The sequence below is a fragment of the Lentisphaera marina genome (genome assembly GCF_028745505.1).
In the GTDB taxonomy this organism is placed as follows: Bacteria; Verrucomicrobiota; Lentisphaeria; order Lentisphaerales; family Lentisphaeraceae; genus Lentisphaera; species Lentisphaera marina.
Genome location: NZ_JAQZZL010000002.1, coordinates 1,156,651 through 1,175,278 on the forward strand (window position 1 = coordinate 1,156,651; position 18,628 = coordinate 1,175,278).

The 18,628-nt window shown below is 40.2% G+C and carries 13 protein-coding genes; 12 read left to right on the top strand and 1 reads right to left on the bottom strand.

The genetic code is table 11. The annotated features are described in order from the left end of the window. The 9 genes from PQO01_RS15640 to PQO01_RS15680 all read left to right on the top strand — a co-directional run bounded on the left by PQO01_RS15640 (position 1) and on the right by PQO01_RS15680 (position 11,745). A complete protein-coding gene (locus PQO01_RS15640; RefSeq protein ID WP_274315023.1) occupies positions 1–2,406 on the top strand; it encodes a DUF1549 domain-containing protein in 2,406 nt (801 codons plus the stop codon). Next, complete coding sequence (locus PQO01_RS15645) at positions 2,396–4,084, top strand: WD40 domain-containing protein (RefSeq protein ID WP_274315024.1); 1,689 nt, start codon at positions 2,396–2,398, stop codon at positions 4,082–4,084. Before PQO01_RS15640 ends, PQO01_RS15645 begins: the two co-directional genes overlap by 11 nt. Before the next feature lie 140 nt (positions 4,085–4,224). Continuing rightward, a complete protein-coding gene (locus PQO01_RS15650; protein WP_274315025.1) occupies positions 4,225–5,940 on the top strand; it encodes a SulP family inorganic anion transporter in 1,716 nt (571 codons plus the stop codon). A gap of 186 nt (positions 5,941–6,126) precedes the next feature. After that, the gene (locus PQO01_RS15655) at positions 6,127–6,813 is read left to right on the top strand and encodes a FadR/GntR family transcriptional regulator (RefSeq protein ID WP_274315026.1); all 687 of its coding nucleotides are present in this window, start codon (positions 6,127–6,129) and stop codon (positions 6,811–6,813) included. A gap of 15 nt (positions 6,814–6,828) precedes the next feature. Next, a complete protein-coding gene (locus PQO01_RS15660) occupies positions 6,829–7,605 on the top strand; it encodes an SDR family NAD(P)-dependent oxidoreductase (RefSeq protein ID WP_274315027.1) in 777 nt (258 codons plus the stop codon). Positions 7,606–7,633: 28 nt separating this feature from the next. Continuing rightward, entirely contained in the window at positions 7,634–8,482 is an 849-nt protein-coding gene (locus PQO01_RS15665; RefSeq protein ID WP_274315028.1) for a fumarylacetoacetate hydrolase family protein, read from the top strand. A gap of 61 nt (positions 8,483–8,543) precedes the next feature. Then, complete coding sequence (locus tag PQO01_RS15670; protein ID WP_274315029.1) at positions 8,544–9,326, top strand: L-fucose dehydrogenase; 783 nt, start codon at positions 8,544–8,546, stop codon at positions 9,324–9,326. Between the two features lie 9 nt (positions 9,327–9,335). Beyond that, positions 9,336–10,475, top strand: a complete 1,140-nt coding sequence (locus PQO01_RS15675) for an alpha-hydroxy acid oxidase (protein WP_274315030.1) — start codon at positions 9,336–9,338, stop codon at positions 10,473–10,475. Positions 10,476–10,656: 181 nt separating this feature from the next. Further along, positions 10,657–11,745, top strand: a complete 1,089-nt coding sequence (locus tag PQO01_RS15680; RefSeq protein ID WP_274312032.1) for a transposase — start codon at positions 10,657–10,659, stop codon at positions 11,743–11,745. Positions 11,746–11,914: 169 nt separating this feature from the next. Here the strand turns inward: PQO01_RS15680 and ald are convergent, their stop codons facing one another. Beyond that, positions 11,915–12,988 (bottom strand): alanine dehydrogenase, encoded by a 1,074-nt coding sequence (gene ald / locus PQO01_RS15685; RefSeq protein WP_274315031.1) that lies wholly within the window; start codon positions 12,986–12,988, stop codon positions 11,915–11,917. A gap of 173 nt (positions 12,989–13,161) precedes the next feature. Here ald and PQO01_RS15690 point away from each other — a divergent pair, with 173 nt between their 5' ends. From PQO01_RS15690 to PQO01_RS15700, 3 genes are all read left to right on the top strand, one after another. Further along, positions 13,162–15,006 (top strand): BatA domain-containing protein, encoded by a 1,845-nt coding sequence (locus PQO01_RS15690; RefSeq protein WP_274315032.1) that lies wholly within the window; start codon positions 13,162–13,164, stop codon positions 15,004–15,006. Beyond that, positions 15,006–17,090: a hypothetical protein gene (locus PQO01_RS15695; RefSeq protein WP_274315033.1), complete on the top strand. Its 2,085-nt coding sequence runs from the start codon at positions 15,006–15,008 to the stop codon at positions 17,088–17,090. Before PQO01_RS15690 ends, PQO01_RS15695 begins: the two co-directional genes overlap by 1 nt. Positions 17,091–17,242: 152 nt before the next feature. Then, positions 17,243–18,319 carry a DapH/DapD/GlmU-related protein gene (locus PQO01_RS15700; protein ID WP_274315034.1) on the top strand — a complete coding sequence of 359 codons (1,077 nt, stop codon included), beginning with the start codon at positions 17,243–17,245 and terminating at the stop codon, positions 18,317–18,319. The last annotated feature ends 309 nt before the right edge of the window (positions 18,320–18,628 follow it).

Consider the following 18,628-nt stretch of genomic DNA (forward strand, 5'->3'; position numbering starts at 1 on the left):
ATGAGAGTTCTTTTATCCCTATTTATTTTAATGTCATTGGAGCTCCTTGCCGAAAGTATTGAGCAACTCACAGTCTTGCCCGAAAAGATTTTCCTTGATCACAAAGATGATTTTCAAGCTTTTATTGCTCAAGGTACCCGTGGCGACCTGAGCACTATTGATCTAACTGACAAAGTCAAAATTGACATACTCGACAAAAGTATATGTAAGTATGAAGCTGGGCAATTCATTCCGTTAAAAACGGGAATAAGCCCCGTGAAAATAACTTATCAAAACAAAGAAAAAAACATTCACATAGAAGTCAAAAACACACAAGCAAAAGAAAGCACGAGCTTTGCCTTAGATGTCGTCCCCATATTAACTGGCGCAGGATGTAATAGCGGAGGCTGTCACGGCGCCTCTCGAGGTCAAGAAAAGTTTCACCTCTCACTTTTTGGCTACGATCCTGTAGGAGATTTTAAACGTATCAAATATGATCTTTCGGGTCGCCGCATTAATCTAGCAGTTCCCGCAGATAGTTTATTTCTACAAAAAGCCGTCAAAACAGTTCCGCACACCGGTGGGCAACTTTTAAATAAAGACTCGAAACATTATCAAACGATTCTGGCTTGGCTAAAAGAAGGGGCACTTGCCGATAAGAAAGATATCAAAAAAGCCATAAAACTCGAGGTCTTCCCGAAACAATCTGTCATGCTTGGAGATGCTCAACAAAAAATATCCGTTCGCGTGAGTTATTCAGATGGGACGGATCGCGATGTCACGGAACTGTGTGCTTTTTTTACAAGTGATTCGAGCTCAGCCGAAGTAATGGATAAATCCTACATCAAAACAAAAATCCCTGGGGAGGCCCACCTCATGGTGCGCTACGGAACTCTTAATGCCCTTAGCACCTGCATCGTGATTCCTGATAAAGTTGAAAAATTGATTCCCATAGTCGAAAAGAACTACATTGATAAAGCTAGTAATCAAAAGTGGCAACGTCTAAGGATGCAGCCTAACAAGCTTTGTAGTGACCAAGTCTTTGTCCGTCGTCTTTACTTGGATTTATGTGGACGTTTACCAAGTGAAGAAGAATATCAGGAGTTCATAGACGACAGCAATACTAACAAACGCGACAACTTAGTCGACCGCTTAGTTTTGAGTGAAGATTTCATGGACCTATGGTCAATGAAACTCAGTGAATTACTGCAAATACGCACAGATAATAATTACGACCTTAAGAATGTCATCTTATATTCTTCATGGATTCGAGAACAATTACGACAAGGAAAAAAGTATAACGAAATTGTCCATCAATTGATTACGGCATCAGGCAATAGCTTTGCGAACCCCGCAGCCAATTTCTATCAAATTCAAAATGACAATAAAATTATTAGCGAAAACGTCGCTCAAGTTTTCATGGGTATTCGCTTGCAGTGCACCCAATGCCATAACCACCCTTTTGATCGCTGGACGATGGACGACTATTATTCATACTCCTCGTTTTTCGCTCATATAGGCAGAAAAAATGCCGAAGACCCGCGTGCTCAGATTATTTATAATAAAAACTCTGGCGACATCAAACATCCCGTTTATAAAAAAGCCTTGGAACCCAAATTCCTTGGAGGAGATGCCCCCGAAGATACAAAGACGGATCGCCGCATAACTTTAGCTAATTGGCTAACGGCAAAAGAAAATCCTTACTTCGCATCCACCCTTTCGAATCGTATGTGGGAACATTTCTTCGGGCGTGGAATTATCCATCCCGTGGATGACCGTCGTCTCAGTAATCCCGCCGCTAATCCAGAATTGCTTGATGCACTCAGTCAGAAATTTATTGAATATGACTTTGATTTAATCCCTTTGGCAAAGGATATCTGTAAATCAAATACTTACAGTCTTTCGAGCGCCCAAACTCAATCAAAAGGTAATTTAGAGAAATATTTTGCTAGCGCTCCCATTCGTCGTATTCGAGCCGAAGTTTTGCTCAACGCCATCACTCAAATTACCGAAACAAAAAATTATTTTAGTAATAGCTACATCGACACAAAAGCAACACAATTAATGGTCAATAATTCTGGAAGTACTTTTCTCAATACTTTCGGTCGCGTTAATCGCAAAAGTCCCACAATTGCCTGCGAAACGATGACGGAGCCCAACTTAGCGCAATCCTTAGAGTTGTTGAATGGAAATACGATTAATAGTAAAATTAATGGCAGTCCCTTTATCCAACGAGCACTTAATGAAAAATGGACTCCAGAAAAGTTTATTAATACCTTGTATATCCGAGCTCTATCCCGTCCCGCTAGTCCTCAAGAAATGGAAAAACTTAAGGAATTATACACAAGTCCAGAAAAACTTCGCGATGTTCACCAAGATATTTTTTGGGCCATCTTAAATTCCAAGGAGTTTATTTTTGTACGCTAATTTTTTCAGTTCTCTCCTCACGATCCTCTTCATCAGTTCGCTCAATGCACAGAAAATCACATATGATGAACATATACGTCAAATATTTAAGGCCGACTGTAGTGAGTGCCATAATAGCAACAAAGCTAAAGGTGGTCTTGATCTAAGTTCTTACTTGCAAACGATGGCTGGTTCATCTGCAGGTGAAGTGGTAAGTGCAGGTGATCCTGAAAACTCAGTCCTTTTTGAGTGTATCACCACAGACGACAGTGATATTCGCATGCCTCCCAAGGGAGCTCGCATGAATAAAAATGACATCGAAATGATAAAAAATTGGATTCTAGCTGGAGCGCTAGAAAATCGTCATAGCAAAAAAAAGCTCTTTGTGAAAAATGATGCTTTCAAAGCTACTGAAACAAAGAAAGGCGAAGTCATTCTTCCGGATCATTTAAGTCTTCTTTCATGGCAAGAATACAGCTATCCTGGACCCGCAAAAACAATGGCTCTTAGTCCCTTCTCTCCTCTTGTTGCTTTTGGCTTGTATAAGCAGGTAGCGCTCTATAATAGTCAAACGCAAAATTTACTGGGCTATTTAGATTTTCCTGAGGGCAGTATAAATGGCCTCTCTTTCAGCTCAAATGGGCAATATATCATTGCCGTAGGTGGTCATATTGGTAATGAAGGTTTTTGTGTTATTTGGGATATAAAAAGTGGTCGACGTATTTTCTCGCTTAAACATGAGAGCATGGATATTCATGTGGCGCATGTGAGTCCTGACATGAAGCTACTTGCCATCGGCTCTAATGATAAAAAAATTAAAGTTTATAGCTTAGAAAACAAAGAACTTCTCCTAGAGGAAAAAGCTCATTCTGAGTGGGTTTCCGCTCTGCGCTTTAGTCCAGATGGCAAGTATATCGTCAGCGGAGATCGCAATGGGCAACTTATAATTTGGGATGCCAAAGAATTATCTAAGTTACACACACTCTACAAACATAAAGGTCGCATTAGTGCTTTAGCTTGGCGCCCTGACTCGAAAGTTTTTGCTTCTGCGAGTGATGATGCCAGCATTATGTTTTTTGATCCATTAAAGGCTAGCAATTTAAAAACGCTAAAGATTCATAAAGGCGCCGTCAATAGCCTGAGCTATAACGAAAAGGGACAATTATGCTCCACGGGAAACGATCACCAAATTCGCGTTTATGATTCCGCCTACAAGCAAGTTGCTCATTTAGATTGCAACAAGCGTGCACCTTTGCTAAACGCGGTCTATGTAAACGATAAAATCATTGCCAGTAATTATGCTGGTCGTATGGTCATAAAGGAAAAAGCTAATAAGGAAGCAGCCTTTCTTACTCTCTTTCCCAAAAACCTTCTGCAATTAAATAAGTCACAAACTATAAATTTAGAAAAAGAACGACTTAATAAAAAACGTCACCTCGAAATGTTTAAAGAATTTGAGTTCAAGGAAAAAATCCAAAGTTTAAAACTTGAGCAACTCTACCTTTTGGATGAAATAAAATCCGCACTAGATGATAAAACTGACCTCATTGCACTCAATCAACTTTACACAAAAAATTCTGAATACTTCCACCTTGCCTATGAGCTCAAATTACTCACCAAGAAATCGCAAGAGTCTCAGCTTAATTTACTGAAACAAATGAATAAAATGCCACAACAAATCACTAGTGCTGATCAATAAACCATATTATTGCATGCAATAATATTGACTTTCTTCAAGTTCTCCCTACTTTGCATAAAAGTTTAATAAACAGATTTGAACTTATAGAGTATTAATATCTAATAGATCTAACTTAATTCAGCTTAATAAGTAGTGATGAGATGATAAAGCGTTTATTTCCCTTCAGCAATTGGTTCCCCATTAAATCAATCGATCTAAAAGATGATCTCGTTGCCGGTATCACTGTCGCATTGCTTCTTGTTCCACAATCCATGGCCTACGCTGAACTTGCCGGTCTGCCCGTACGTTACGGCTTATACGCTGCTATTATTCCCGTAGCTCTCATGGCTCTCTTTGGTAGTATGGCACAGATTTCTGGTGGTCCAACTGCGATGACAGGTATTATTACTGCTTCTGTACTATTTCCCCTCGTTCAAGATATTCCTCCAGAGTTCAGAGATGCCCGTTACATTGAACTCGCCATTATTCTTTCCATGACAGTGGGGGTATGTCGCTTACTCATGGGGATTTTTAAGCTTTCGAGCTTGGTTAATTTACTCTCTCACCCAGTGGTGGCCGGCTTCACAAATGCTGCTGCCATCGTCATTGCCCTGTCGCAATTACCCAAATTGTTGGGTATTACTGATGTAGCTATCCAGCAAGAGTTTATGGGACTGATTAAGAGCTTGGCGAATTTCATTGATAAACTTGATCAAATTCATACTATCAGTGCCATTACGGGCGTACTCTCATTACTTGGCCTTGTTTATCTAAAAAAACTCTACCGAAAAGTCCCCTGGCCTCTAGTTATTGTGGCTGCTTCATGTTTCATTTTTTGGAAATTTGATGTTAGCAACGAAGCCCTCATCGTCGGTGAAATCCCCAGTTCTTTTCCCAGTTTGCGCTTCCCGCAAAATAGTCAGGGTCAGTGGCTCGATACTATTATTACCCTCATCCCTGCATCAATTATGATTACCTTAATTGGCTTCGTGGAAACCATTTCCATTTCCAAAGCCATTAGTTTTAAGACTCGTCAACCAATGAATTTAGACCAAGAACTGATTGGACAAGGTATTGGTTCCATTGCGGGTTCTTTTGCTCAGGCTTATCCTGTTGGTTCTTCTTTCACTCGCTCAGCACTCAACTTAGCAAGTGGTGCTCGAACGGGAATGAGTAATATTTTTGCGGTTATCACCGTAGTTTTAGTCCTACTCTTTTTAACTCCAGCACTCTACTTTCTGCCAAAAGCCACCCTTTCAGCTCTGATTATCAGTTCGACTTTTGGGCTTATTGACTTCGAGCCCATTCGCGTTTCATGGCGAGTCATGCGTCGTGAAGGCTTAGTTGCCATTTTTACTTTTGTTGCCACACTCTGCTTTGCCCCCTCCATTATGGATGGTTTCTTATGGGGCGCAGGCATTTCCATTGCCGCTTACCTATATAGAACCATGAAACCTCGTATTGAGCTCTATGACTGGAGTGACAATTGCCCTCTTCATTTACGTACTCGTTCAAGACATATTGCCGCGCTACGCTTTCGATGTGCCATATTTTTTGCCAGTGTCGAAGCCTTTGAAGAATCCATCATTAACTCCTTGACGCAGGGTAAAAATGTTCGTTTTATGCTAGTCGAAGCTCAATCAATAAATCGCATTGATGCTTCCGGTGAATGGGGTTTGAGAAACTTAGTTAACCAGCTCAAGACACATAAAGTTGAATTGATTTTTGCTGGCTTACCTGCAGAAGCCAGAGAGATGATGGAAAAAACTCAGCTCGATGAACTCATCGGTCTCGATAATTTTTACCCCAATACTGAAGACGCCATAAACGCACTACATGAACGTATCAATGGCAGTAACCTAGAATACATGATTTAATCTAGACGAAGTTTATTTCTACCAAAAGATATAGACTACTCACAGTCACCTCTCCTACCATCCTACTAAACTCTAATATATAGAATTTTAGCGTGAGATAAAAATTAAATTAAAAAACATTTGCATAATCTGTCATACAGATCTATAATACATGTATTACAGATTATAATTTGACCAAGAGATCACATGTTTAAAGCCGTCAGTGGAAAAGAAAAGCTTAGCGTACAAGTTGCTAAAGAACTTGAAAAAAGCATTTTAGATAAGCGCTTTCTTCCCGACCAACCGATACCATCTGAAGCGCGTTTGTGTGAATCTTTCAAAGTTAGTCGTACTGTAGTTCGCGAAGCTATACAACAACTTAAGTCACAGGGAATCATTCATTCGATTCCTGGTAGTGGCAACTACATTTCTAGAAATGACACATCCAATCTACAGCGCTCCCTTTCTTTATTGGCGAGCTTAAATTTGGATACTCCACTCTATTCCGAAATCATCCAACTCCGAGAATTACTAGAGGTGGATTGCATCAAAACGGTTTGTCAGACAAGCAACGAAGACTTAGTCCAAACATTAGAGTCTCACGTTGAGAACATGAGAACTAAATTTGATTCATTAGAAGAATTTGGCCGTATTGATCATGCTTTTCACTTAAGTATCATTAAGGCATCCGGCAATAACTTGTTCTATACAATTTTAGAATCTCTTTATCATGCTTTTGTTGAAATCAGCATGAAAGTTTACGACTCTCAGGAAATGCTAGAAACTCTTTGCAATGAACATGCTGCCATCACTGAGGCCATAAAGAATCAAGACGCTGACTTGGCATCAAGGCTTCTACTCAAACACATTCATCTATCAAAAGTAAATATATAACAAAGGAAATTATCCATGGGTAAATTAGACAATAAACTCGCTGTCGTCACAGGCGGTGGTTCTGGAATTGGTCGTGCGATCACTGAAAAATTTGCAGCTGAGGGTGCACTCGTTGCCCTCCTCGACTTTAATGAAGAGCAAGCTAATGAAACAGTCGATGCCATCAAAGCACAGGGCGGTAAAGTCCAATTTTACAAATGTGATGTTTCTGACTCTGCGGGTATTGCTTCTATTTTTGACTCAATCAAGAGCGAACATGGCTTAGTTGACATCTTAGTTAATAACGCTGGTATCGCTGCTGTCGGTAACTTAGAAACTTGTACTGAAGAAGAACTCGACCGTATCTATAATGTCAATGTAAAAGGTGTTTTCAACTGCCTAAAATCTGGCATTCCTCAAATGCTTGAAAATGGTGGTGGTTCAATTATCAACCTCGCATCCATTGCTTCTAGCATCGGTATTCCAGACCGTTTTGCTTACAGCATGAGTAAAGGCGCTGCTTATACAATGACTCTTTCAGTAGCTACAGACTATGTTGACCAGGGTATTCGTTGTAACTCAATTTCTCCTGCTCGTGTTCACACTCCATTTGTCGATGGTTTTATCGCCAAAAACTACCCAGGTCAAGAAGAAGAAGTCTTCAAAAAGCTTTCAGCTACACAGCCAATCGGACGCATGGGTCAGCCAGAAGAGATTGCAAACATGGCACTCTTTTTAGCTTCAGACGACGCAGCCTTTATCACCGCTACAGATTTCCCTGTTGATGGTGGCTTTATCAAAATCAAAAAATAATATTAATACATATACAAGGAACTAAATTATGAAACTAATTCGCTTTGGCGCTTTTGGCGCAGAAAAACCAGGTCTTCAACTCGAAGACGGAACTCGCATCGATGTAAGCTCTATCGTAGAAGATTACACTCCAGATTTTTTTGAAAATGGTGGCATTGCTAAACTTGAAGCTGCTGATCTTTCAAATTGCCCAAGTGTAGCTGCTGACGTGCGTTTAGGTGCAACTGTTAAACGTCCTGGTAAAATCATTTGTGTTGGTCTCAACTTCAAAGATCACGCTGAAGAAGGCGGCATGGAAGTTCCAGCTGAGCCAGTAATTTTCTTCAAAGCTTCTAGTGCACTCGTTGGCCCTAACGATGACTTAATCATCCCACGTGGCAGTGAGAAAACTGACTGGGAAGTTGAACTCGCTATCGTTATCGGTAAAAGAGCTTCCTACGTTACTAAAGAAGATTCACTCAACTATGTAGCTGGTTACTGCCTACACAACGATTACTCTGAACGTGCTTACCAACTCGAGCGTTGTGGTCAGTGGGTTAAAGGTAAGAGCTGCGACACTTTCGCACCTCTCGGTCCATTCATCGCAACAACTGACGAAATCGCTAATCCTAACAGCCTCAAAATGTGGTTAAAAGTTAATGGCGAAACTAAGCAAGACGGTACAACTGAAAACTTCATCTTTAACGTTCAGCACGTTGTTTCTTACCTTTCTGAGTTCATGACTCTTGAACCTGGCGATGTAATCTCTACTGGAACGCCTGCAGGTGTTGGTCTTGGTTTCAATCCTCCTCAATATATCAAGCCTGGCGATGTAATGGAGCTCGGTATTGAAGGTCTAGGATCTTCTACTCAAACGGCTAAAGCTTATCAAGCTTAATATAATTCTAGGCCTCTTTACTGAGGCCTAGTAAATTCAATTTATTATACAGGAGTCATTCATGGACCTCAATTTAAAAGACAAAGTTGTTATCGTAACTGGTGGTGCTCGTGGCATCGGTGGTGGTATTTCTGAATCATTTGCTGCTGAAGGCGCAAAATTAGTTATCCCTAGTCGTCCTTCTGCTGGTACAGAAGCAGCTATTGCCAAACTACAGGAAACTACTGAAGTTCTTTACATCCCAGGCGACCTTACGACTCCTGGTTTTTGCGAAAGTATCATTAAACAAACGGTTGAAAAATTTGGGACTGTTGATGTCCTAGTTAATAACGCGGGTATTAATGATGGCTGTAACATCACCGATTCGCTCGAGAAATTTCAACAATCTTTAAGCAACAACCTCATTCACGTTTTTGAGCTTGTTCACTACGCACTTCCACACTTGGAAAAATCGCAGGGTAACATCATCAACATCGGTTCAAAAGTTGCTGAAACGGGTCAAGGTAATGCTACTGGCTACGCTGCTGCAAAAGGTGCACTTAATGCCCTCACTCGTGAATGGGCCCTAGAATTCCGCATGAAGAATATTCGCGTTAATTCTATTATTCCTGCTGAATGCATGACACCTCTTTACGAAAACTGGCTCAGTACTTTAGATGATCCAAAAGCTGAAGAGCAACGTATCTCTAATATGATCCCACTTGGTGAGCGTATGACTACCACGGCAGAACTTGCAGACCTAACTGTTTTCATCGGTTCTACTCGTTCATCTCACACCACGGGACAAATTCTTTACGCTGATGGTGGATACACACACCTCGATCGTAAGTGCACCGTTAAATAAGGAGTAATCATGGACTCAAGATACCCATCAATTGAATGGCTTGCTGAGCGTGCAAAAAAACGCATGCCGGGCTTTGCTTATGACTACCTAACGGGAGGTTGCTTTTCTGAAGTCAACCTAGCGCGTAACACTAATGAAATTCGCGAGGTTCAATTACAACCTCACTACTTACGCGATTTTAAAGGTGCCTCGCAAACGACCACTCTTTTCGGTAAAACTTATGATGCTCCTTTTGGGATTGCTCCTGTAGGTCTCCAAGGTTTAATGTGGCCTAAGTCATGTGAAATTCTTGCGAAAGCCGCAAAAGAGCACAATGTACCTTTCTGCTTAAGTACTGTGGGTACGGCAAGTATCGAAACGATTGCCGAAATCACTGAAGGCGAATTTTGGTTCCAACTCTACCACCCCGCCGAAGACGAACTTAGAGATAAGCTACTCGAACGTGCTTGGGCCGCTGGTTGTAAAACTTTAGTCATCCTTGCGGACACACCAACTTTTGCGTATCGCCCCAAAGAGATCCGTAACGGTCTATCTATCCCACCTCGCATGACGATGCGTAACATTCTACAAATGATGGGAAGTCCACGTTGGGTTTGGGAACAATTACTTGCGGGTAAACCTGAGTTCCAAACCATGAAGCCTTATATTCCAAAGGGTCTCAACATGAAGCACCTCGGTCTATTCATGAACAAGACTTTCTCGGGTCGTTTGACTGAAGCTAAAATCAAACCTCTCCGCGATAAATGGAAAGGTAACTTAGTTATCAAAGGGATTGTTAACGAAGAAGATGCTAATAAGGCTATTGCTCTTGGTGTTGATGGTATGATTGTTTCGAATCACGGTGGTCGTCAACTCGACTCAGGTGAATCGACTATTAAGCCACTTCACAAATTGGCTAAGACACTCAAAGGAAAGACTACTCTACTCATGGATGGTGGTATACGTTCAGGTGTTGATGTGGCTTCCACTATTGCCTCTGGTGCTGACTTCACTTTCCTCGGACGTGCTCCTATGTTTGGCGCATGTGCGATGGGCGCAAAAGGTGGCGATCAAGCCATGCAGATCCTTAAGAAACAACTCCAACAAGTTATGGAACAAGTCGGTTGCGAAAAAATAGAAGACCTACATAAGCACTTGATCGAACAATAAGTCTTATCCCCATATCTAAAAAAGCGAAGTCCTCGGACTTCGCTTTTTTTATGTATTCAAAATCTAGCAAAATAGAAATAATTAAAACTTCATTCGAGCCTTTTGCAAAAGTCATAAAACAAGCTGAATAAAAGTAGAAACATGTTATCTCAATAGTTACCAAAACAAAAAGAGAAAAAACATGAATCTACCCGGCTTATGGGATACCATAGAAAAGTATTTATTTCCAGGCTTAGAAGAACTTTTAGGCGGAGAATTAACTAAGAAAGAGAAAGAGTTTGTTCGCATCTGCACAATAACTGAGCTTGATCAGTTCAGCCATGAATTTGAATGGTGTGGATTTGGGCGACCTCCGAAAGATCATTTTAATATAGTGAAAGCTTACATAGCCAAATCCGTTTATAACTTCGATACAACAAGATCTTTTATAGACTTTCTCAAATCAAGTACAAAGATACGTCGTTTATGTGGTTGGGAATTTGCAAAACAGCTTCCTCATGAAAGTACTTTTTCTAGAGTATTTGCAGAAATCACCGCCTCTCAGCTCTGCCAAAGAATCCATGAATTCTTAGTGGTAAAACATTGTGGAGACACCTTAGTACCGCACATTAGTAGAGATTCTTCAGCAATTGAAGCTAGAGAAAAAGTCATGTCTGAACCAGGGGCTGAGCCTAAAGCCCCTAAGAAACGAGGGCGGCCTAAAAAAGGTGAGATCCGAATTAAAGAAAAAACCGTAGTGGAAAAGCAGGTCGACCGGTCACTTGAAGAAAACTTAAAAGAGCTCCCAACGCACTGTAATAAAGGGACAAAGAAAAACAGTAATGGTTATAAAGTTTCATGGAAAGGCTACAAGCTTCACTTAGATTGTATTGATGGAGATATACCAGTCGCAGGCCTATTGAGTTCAGCGTCTTTACACGACAGCCAAGCGGCAATCCCTTTAGCACAGATTAGCGCACAACGCATAACTAATTTATATGATTTAATGGATGCAGCCTATGATTCACCTTCTATCCATAAATTCAGCCATCTTTTAGGACATAAATCTATTATTGATCACAATCCTAGAAAAACTGGGGAGAAAAAGATTTTTGACCCGCCTGAAAAAGAACGGTACAAACAGCGGTCATCTGTTGAAAGAGTCTTTTCGAACTTAAAAGACAACTATGGTGGTAGGATGATCAGAGTACGAGGACATGCAAAAGTCATGACTCATCTAATGTTTGGCATTATTGCAATAACAGCAAACCAACTCTTCAAGACTATTTAGCAACTAACATAAAACTATACGTCATGATCAACTTGCGTCCATTTTTGGCTTGTTTATACTCACATGTATCCAATTTCGAGATACATGTGAGCGAGATCTTAAGATTTATCCTGGATGAACTTTTTAATCACTCTAATTCAGGACTTTTGCAAAAGGATCATTCGTATTCCTATAATTTTAAAGCTGGATGAATAATTTTGCCCTTGCTCAAATTTAGCGCTCGCTGAAGTGCAGTACTAGATGTTAGGGCTTTCTCTAAGCCCATATCAGCAATCAGTTTAATATAGGGCAATGTTTGTGCCCAGAGTGCTTGACTCGAAGTTAAAGCCACTGCACCAGGCATGTTGCTGACGCAATAATGAAGGATTCCATCAACGACATAAGTGGGGTCTTCATGCGTTGTCGGCCTTGAGCTCTCCACACAACCACCTTGATCAACGGCTACATCGACAATTAAAGCACTCGTTTTCATCATCTTTAACATCTCCCGAGTGATAAGTACCGGTGCTTTACCCCCCGGGATCAAAACGGCTCCAATGAGTAAATCTATTTCGGGTAGTTCTCGAAGAATATTCTCACGACTCGCAAAGAGTGTTTGAACACGCCCCTCATACAATTCATCAATTTTGCTTAAAGGTCCTTCATTAATATCCATAATTGTTACTTGAGCGCCCATGCCCACGGCAATTTTCAAGGCATTCATGCCAACTACACCAGCCCCTAAAATGAGCACTTTGCCAGCCTGTACGCCTGGAACACCGCTCAACAGTACTCCGCGTCCTCCACTGGGTTTTTCTAGATATTTAGCTCCCTCTTGAACAGCTAAACGCCCTGCAATTTGCGACATGGGTTTTAAACATGGTAAGGAGCCATCGTCGACTTGTAAAGTTTCGTAAGCCAAGGCTTCGACACGCTTATCTAATAAACCATGCAGGAGTTCTTCATCTGCAGCTAAATGTAAGTAGGTGAAAATAATTTGATTTTCGTGATAGAGTGCGACTTCATCTTTTTGAGGTTCTTTTACCTTGATAATCATATCGGCCCAGTCATGCAGTTTTTTGCGATCATCGCAAATTACACATCCTGCTTGATCGTAAAAAATGTCGTTATAGCCAGCCCCAGCGCCTGCTTTACTTTCCACCATAAGTTCATGGCCTGCATCAATTAATGCTGCGGCTTCATCTGGACCTAAACCAACGCGATATTCGTGTTTTTTAATTTCTTTAGGAATCGCAATTTTCATTTTATTATCTCCGAATCAACATTTAGAAAATATATTCCTCTACTTATCAAAGGCTAATTTTTTTAATTTTTCTGTCTAGGAACTTATTTAAAAAATGTAAGCTTTGCGATCGCTTCTGTATAAATTGGCTTGTACTCAGTTTAGGATTATGTAGAATAGGCAAGGAGTCTTTTATGCAGTTTATTCACACCTCATTACTGTTTGGTTTATTAGCCATACTTATACCTATTTTGATTCATTTGTTTCAAAAGCAGAAACCAAAAACTGTTGCGATTCCTACCTTTCATTTTATTGAGCAAGCTCTCATCGAGAGTTCTTCTTCTCGCAAAATTAAATCCTCCCTCTTACTATTCTTAAGAATTCTACTCATTGCCCTACCCGTTCTGCTTTTAGCACAACCCTATGTCCCAGGTCTCAACTCTCAATCTGAAAAAAAACATGTCATCATCATCGATAATTCCTATTATTCGGCACAGGGACAACAATTGCAAGAAGCCAAAGCGCAAGCCTTAGAGATCATTAAATCACTCCCCGAAGGAAGCTCATTAAAATTGGCGAGCGTCAATAATTACCAAAGTGATTTTACCTACATTCACGATGACATTATTGAAGAAATCAACTCCCTAAGTCCCAGTAATTCTCTTATTAATTTTCATCAAATCATCAAAAGGTTGGATGATAAAGAGCAAGCCACACGCTTTCACTGCATTAGTGACCTCAATAGCCATGCTTGGAAAAATGAGATCAATACAGCAGCAAATGTAAGTCTCTATAGTATCAAAAAAAGACGCTTCAATAATTACATTCAATCCATTAGATACCCTGACACCTTCATACTCGATCAAAGCACAAGCTTTGAAGTAAACCTTACCGGAGACACCCCTCTAGCAGGCTTAAAAGTTCACCTATATGAAAACAAAGAACTTCTTCAAACTCGCACCATTCCTTTGAGCAATAATAATTCCATGAGTCTGAAATTTAATTACATTCCTCGCAAAGAGAATTTTGATTTACACTTTAAACTCGACATAGACGATGAATTCCAAGATGACAATTCTTTTTATTTTGTGGGTAAGTCTTCCCCTAGAAAGCAACTTCACATCATAGATCAAGCTGCTAAAGACCAGCTAAGTCCAGGCTTAGTTTGTCAATTGGCCCTTCAAGAAAATACTTATTTCGATATTCAGCGAATCGCCCTTCATCAGTTAAAGCCAGATGCCGACATCTACCTTTTTTCAGGTCTAAATCATTTAAAAGCTGAAGACTGGAATGAAGTCGATACTTTATCCCAAATGGGAAAAACCATTATCTTATGGCCCATGGATGATGATGACCCACAAAGCTTGAGTCCGCGAATCCTTCCCATTTTCAATAGTAATTTATATAAAATAAGCGATATCAGTCGCTTATTTAGTCAGCACCCAAAGCTCAAAGATTTTAATAATGAATTTGCTGACATTACTTTACCTCAATCCTTTCTACTGGATAAATCCGCAACACATCAAAACTTCTTAATGAGTTTTGATAAACAAGTACTCGTGAGCGCTAGCCACTACAGAAACTCTCGACTGATTTTTTGCGGAATTAGTATGAGCCCAAGTTTGATCAACTCGAATTTCATTGCTCCCCTCATTCATCTATTATGTGAGAGTCAAGATAATTCTAACCCCTTCAACCTGACGATTGGTGACTCAATTCAATTGGATTCAAACAAAGCTTTGAGCATCATTAACCCTGAGGGCATTAAAGACGATATTGCTGCTAATGAAAAATTTTATAACAAAACCTTGAGTAGTGGTTTCTATGAACTCAGTACAGGACAAACTTATGCCTTGAACCTCAATCGCCAAGATGGCATAAACTCCTACTTAGAAGCAGGAGAAAATAGGACTCTTGAAGAAGACAAAAAGAGTAAAGGTTTTCATATCTCCAGCTCACTTATGAGTCTTGTGCTGCTCTTGCTCGTTTTAGCAGTTAATTTGGTCGAGCTAAAACTCACACGAAAGGAGAATGCCTAATGCCCAATTTTTCTCCGATCATTCCCCTACCTATTTTGCTCATTGTTTTCGCTGCTTATTTATGGACTATGTGGGCTCTTTGGAAACAAGAAAAAGGCAAACGCCCCCTACATTTGATCTTTCGCTTAATGGCCACTTTACTCATTTTCTTTTGTGCTCTTAAGCCTGCCTGGAAAGTTTCGCAAACTATTAGCTCTAAGCAGAGTATTTATATTTTGATTGATTCATCTCAAAGTATGGAAGTAAAAGATGAATTTCCTTCAAGGTACAAAAATGCTTTAGCCCTATTGGAAAAACACCAAGATCAAATTGATAAACTCGATCGCGTCAATGTAGAGGTTCGCTTTTTTGATCTCAAGCTTCACGATACTGAACCGGCCGATTACGGGTCCGCAAGCTCAATCTCCAATGCCATTGCGAGCTGTTTACAAGAAGACAGTAAAATACGTGCCTTCATGATACTCAGTGACGGCATTCACAATTATGGCCAAGATTTAGAAAAAGTTATTTACACCATCAATCAAAATGAAAGCAATGTCTATTTTGTGCCCTTTGGTAAAGAAGAACTTCGAGGTGAATTTTCCGATGTCTCTATAAGTCAGCTAAGAAGTCCTGAATTCATTCAAGAAAAACAAGAACTGAAGATTAAGTTCAAAACGGAGATCAAAGGCCTCAAGGGACAAGCACAAATTTATGAGCTCATTCACGATGGACGCGTCCTTGCTTCTCAATCCCTCATCGCAAAGAGTAATCATGACATTGAGGAGATCGAAATGATTCTCCCTGCTAAAAAGCTTAAGCCCTCTTACAACTTACTCGAAATTAAGGCTCAGGCTCGAAAAAGCGAAATCACCCCTTTGGATAATCAAGCAAAGCGTTTAGTCTTTGTACGTGAAGAAGGTCTGAAGGTTTTACTTTTGGCTACCGCCCCATCCGCTGATTATAAATTTTTGCGACGGACGCTAGAAAGCAACCCTCACTTTACTTTAACTAGTCCTTCTCCCTTTTTGTTGCAAAGCTCAAAAGCGAAAGACTTTTGGGCAGCTCATTCATTAGATGATTTTGACTTGCTTATTTTATGTCGTCCCAATCCTAACTTATTAGCAAAGTCATTCTTTAACGACTTATATGAAGTCGCTACTTTGAACAAAAAGGGTTTACTCATTTTCAGTGGCACTGAACTTAATAAGTACCTAGCTCAGGACTTAGCTTTTGCCGATTCATTACCTAGTTCTCCCAATGGAGCACAGATTGAGCAAGAAATTGACTTTGACGCGATTGATGAAAGTCATTTTATCAGCAAAAATCTAAAAGATTTTAATTTGAATGAATTCTCCCTCTCGGGCATTACTTACCCCAGTCGACCACACCCTGGTAGCCAAGTGATTCTTAGCAGCCCTCTCTCACCTTTGATCATCACAAGAAACTGGAAACAATCTCGCTTAGGTGTCATTCAAACTAATGCACTTTGGCAATTTAACCTCAACAAGAAAAGCGATTTTTATCACGAGTTGATGACTCGCTTAGTCTACTACCTCTGTGCTCGTGAAGATGACTTAAAAGACATGCTCAATGTTAAGAGCAATAAGCTCAATTACTCCCAAGAAGAAAAAGTTTTCTTCACTGCTAATCTTAAAAATGAAGAAGGCGAGAAAGTTAAGGATGCTCAAATCAATTTGATCCTTGATGAAAAACTTCACCTCATGTCGGCTCAAGAACTCTCCTACTCCTACCAAAAAGTCTTCGATAGCAATGGTCTGTTGAACTACAAAGCTAAAAGCAAGGTGAAAGATGAACTTTTGGAATCACTCCCAGCACAACTTTATATCCAATCGGAATTCCACGAACTTAAAGACATCACCACCAATAGAAAATTACTGACCGCACTCAGTGAAAAAACTAAGGGTAGCGAAGTGGAACGATCTAAATTCTCTGATTGGCTCAACAAAATGAATCAAAGCGGACGGGTAAACTCCGTTTCATTACAGGTCAAAAAAACGCCTCTATGGGATAACTTCTATATCCTCAGTCTCATTCTTCTCTTCTTTTCACTAGAGTGGTATTGGAGAAAATTCCGCAATTAAACTCATCTGAATTTCTAATTATTATCCCAGAATATAAGCCAGCTTTCCGCTCTCTAAATTTATCCAAAGGAAAGCTCTCATTCATGGATGTTTTTCTCTGAGGTCGATCTATATTGCCGTCGATTCTTAATAAAACCCATTCGGAGATAAATATGAGTACTATCTATTGGGGTGTTGGCTTGCGCCGTGCCCATGACGAAAAAACCCTTGACGTCCTCTTCCCATTCATTAAAGCAAGCGACAGTGAAGAATTTGCGGAAATCGCAAAAATCACTGGTGTAAATGCTGATGCCATCAATAGCAAGGTTCTTTCTGAAGAACAACTTCAAGCACTTGTCGAAGCTAATTCCAATGACCTCAGCTTAGCGAACATGCTCGCTGATTTTGAGATGAATGATAACATTTATTCAATTACTGATCGCGTCATCACTGTACTCCCTAACTTCACTGATAGTTCTGTAGAAAGTACTGAGGATGCTTACTTACGTCTGCAAATGCTCTCACAACGCCTTGTTCAACCACATGGTGTTAGTCTCGATAGCATCTTCGGTAAACTTCCTAACTTAGCTTGGACAAACTACGGCCCAGTTTTCCCTGAAGACGTACAAGAATTAACCATTCAGACTTTTGCTTCAATCCAGCCCCTCTCAGTAAGCCACGTTGATAAATTCCCTTACATGGCAAATTACACGGTTCCTTCTGGTGTTCGCATTGGTAACGGATCAAAAATTCGCCTCGGTGCTTACCTCGGAGAAGGTACAACCGTTATGCAAGCAGGCTTCGTAAACTTCAATGCTGGTACAGAAGGCAATGCCATGATCGAAGGCCGTGTTTCTGCAGGTGTATTTGTTTCCAAAGATTCTGATGTTGGCGGTGGTGCTTCAATTATGGGCACACTCTCTGGCGGTGGCAAGCAAGTTGTAGCTATCGGTTCAAAATGTCTTCTTGGTGCCAATGCAGGTACAGGTATTTCTCTTGGCTTCGGCTGTACTGTTGGTGCGGGTACTTACGTAACGGCAAGCTCAAAAGTTTCACTCTATGATGAAAATGCTAACCCCATCAACCTCAATGGCGACTTAGTAGCTGAAGGCGAGAATGTAGTTAAAGGCCTCGACCTCAGTGGCAGAGATAAATTACTTATCTACACAGATTCAGTTTCAGGTAAACTTATCTGTCGTCCAAATCCAAAAACGGTCGAACTCAATAGCTCATTACACCTCAATGACTAAGACAGTCTGATCTATATTTTAAAAAGGGAGCTCACAAGGCTCCCTTTTTTATTGTAAATGATCCCTATCTAAAGCAAGGTAATTGATGAGTGAAATGCTTATCATTTCTTATCCTTTTGCGCTTACATAAAGATGTCACTCACAAAAGAAAGAGTGTTTTATATGAGGTATATTTTTACATGATTCAATGATTATATCTAAAAAAGACTTGAAACTAAGCAATAAAAATAAACTAAACTTATAAAATCCGACCATTTAAAAGTTTAATATTCTTAGTCTTACCTAATCAAGTCTTGTATTATATAGGCC

Bases quoted from the DNA above. Each gene is read 5' to 3' on its own strand.
- PQO01_RS15640 (WP_274315023.1), top strand. From the start codon at position 1: ATGAGAGTTCTTTTATCCCTATTTATTTTAATGTCATTGGAGCTCCTT.
- PQO01_RS15650 (WP_274315025.1), top strand. From the start codon at position 4,225: ATGATAAAGCGTTTATTTCCCTTCAGCAATTGGTTCCCCATTAAATCA.
- PQO01_RS15655 (WP_274315026.1), top strand. From the start codon at position 6,127: ATGTTTAAAGCCGTCAGTGGAAAAGAAAAGCTTAGCGTACAAGTTGCT.
- PQO01_RS15660 (WP_274315027.1), top strand. From the start codon at position 6,829: ATGGGTAAATTAGACAATAAACTCGCTGTCGTCACAGGCGGTGGTTCT.
- PQO01_RS15665 (WP_274315028.1), top strand. From the start codon at position 7,634: ATGAAACTAATTCGCTTTGGCGCTTTTGGCGCAGAAAAACCAGGTCTT.
- PQO01_RS15670 (WP_274315029.1), top strand. From the start codon at position 8,544: ATGGACCTCAATTTAAAAGACAAAGTTGTTATCGTAACTGGTGGTGCT.
- PQO01_RS15675 (WP_274315030.1), top strand. From the start codon at position 9,336: ATGGACTCAAGATACCCATCAATTGAATGGCTTGCTGAGCGTGCAAAA.
- PQO01_RS15680 (WP_274312032.1), top strand. From the start codon at position 10,657: ATGAATCTACCCGGCTTATGGGATACCATAGAAAAGTATTTATTTCCA.
- ald (WP_274315031.1), bottom strand. From the start codon at position 12,988: ATGAAAATTGCGATTCCTAAAGAAATTAAAAAACACGAATATCGCGTT.
- PQO01_RS15690 (WP_274315032.1), top strand. From the start codon at position 13,162: ATGCAGTTTATTCACACCTCATTACTGTTTGGTTTATTAGCCATACTT.
- PQO01_RS15695 (WP_274315033.1), top strand. From the start codon at position 15,006: ATGCCCAATTTTTCTCCGATCATTCCCCTACCTATTTTGCTCATTGTT.
- PQO01_RS15700 (WP_274315034.1), top strand. From the start codon at position 17,243: ATGAGTACTATCTATTGGGGTGTTGGCTTGCGCCGTGCCCATGACGAA.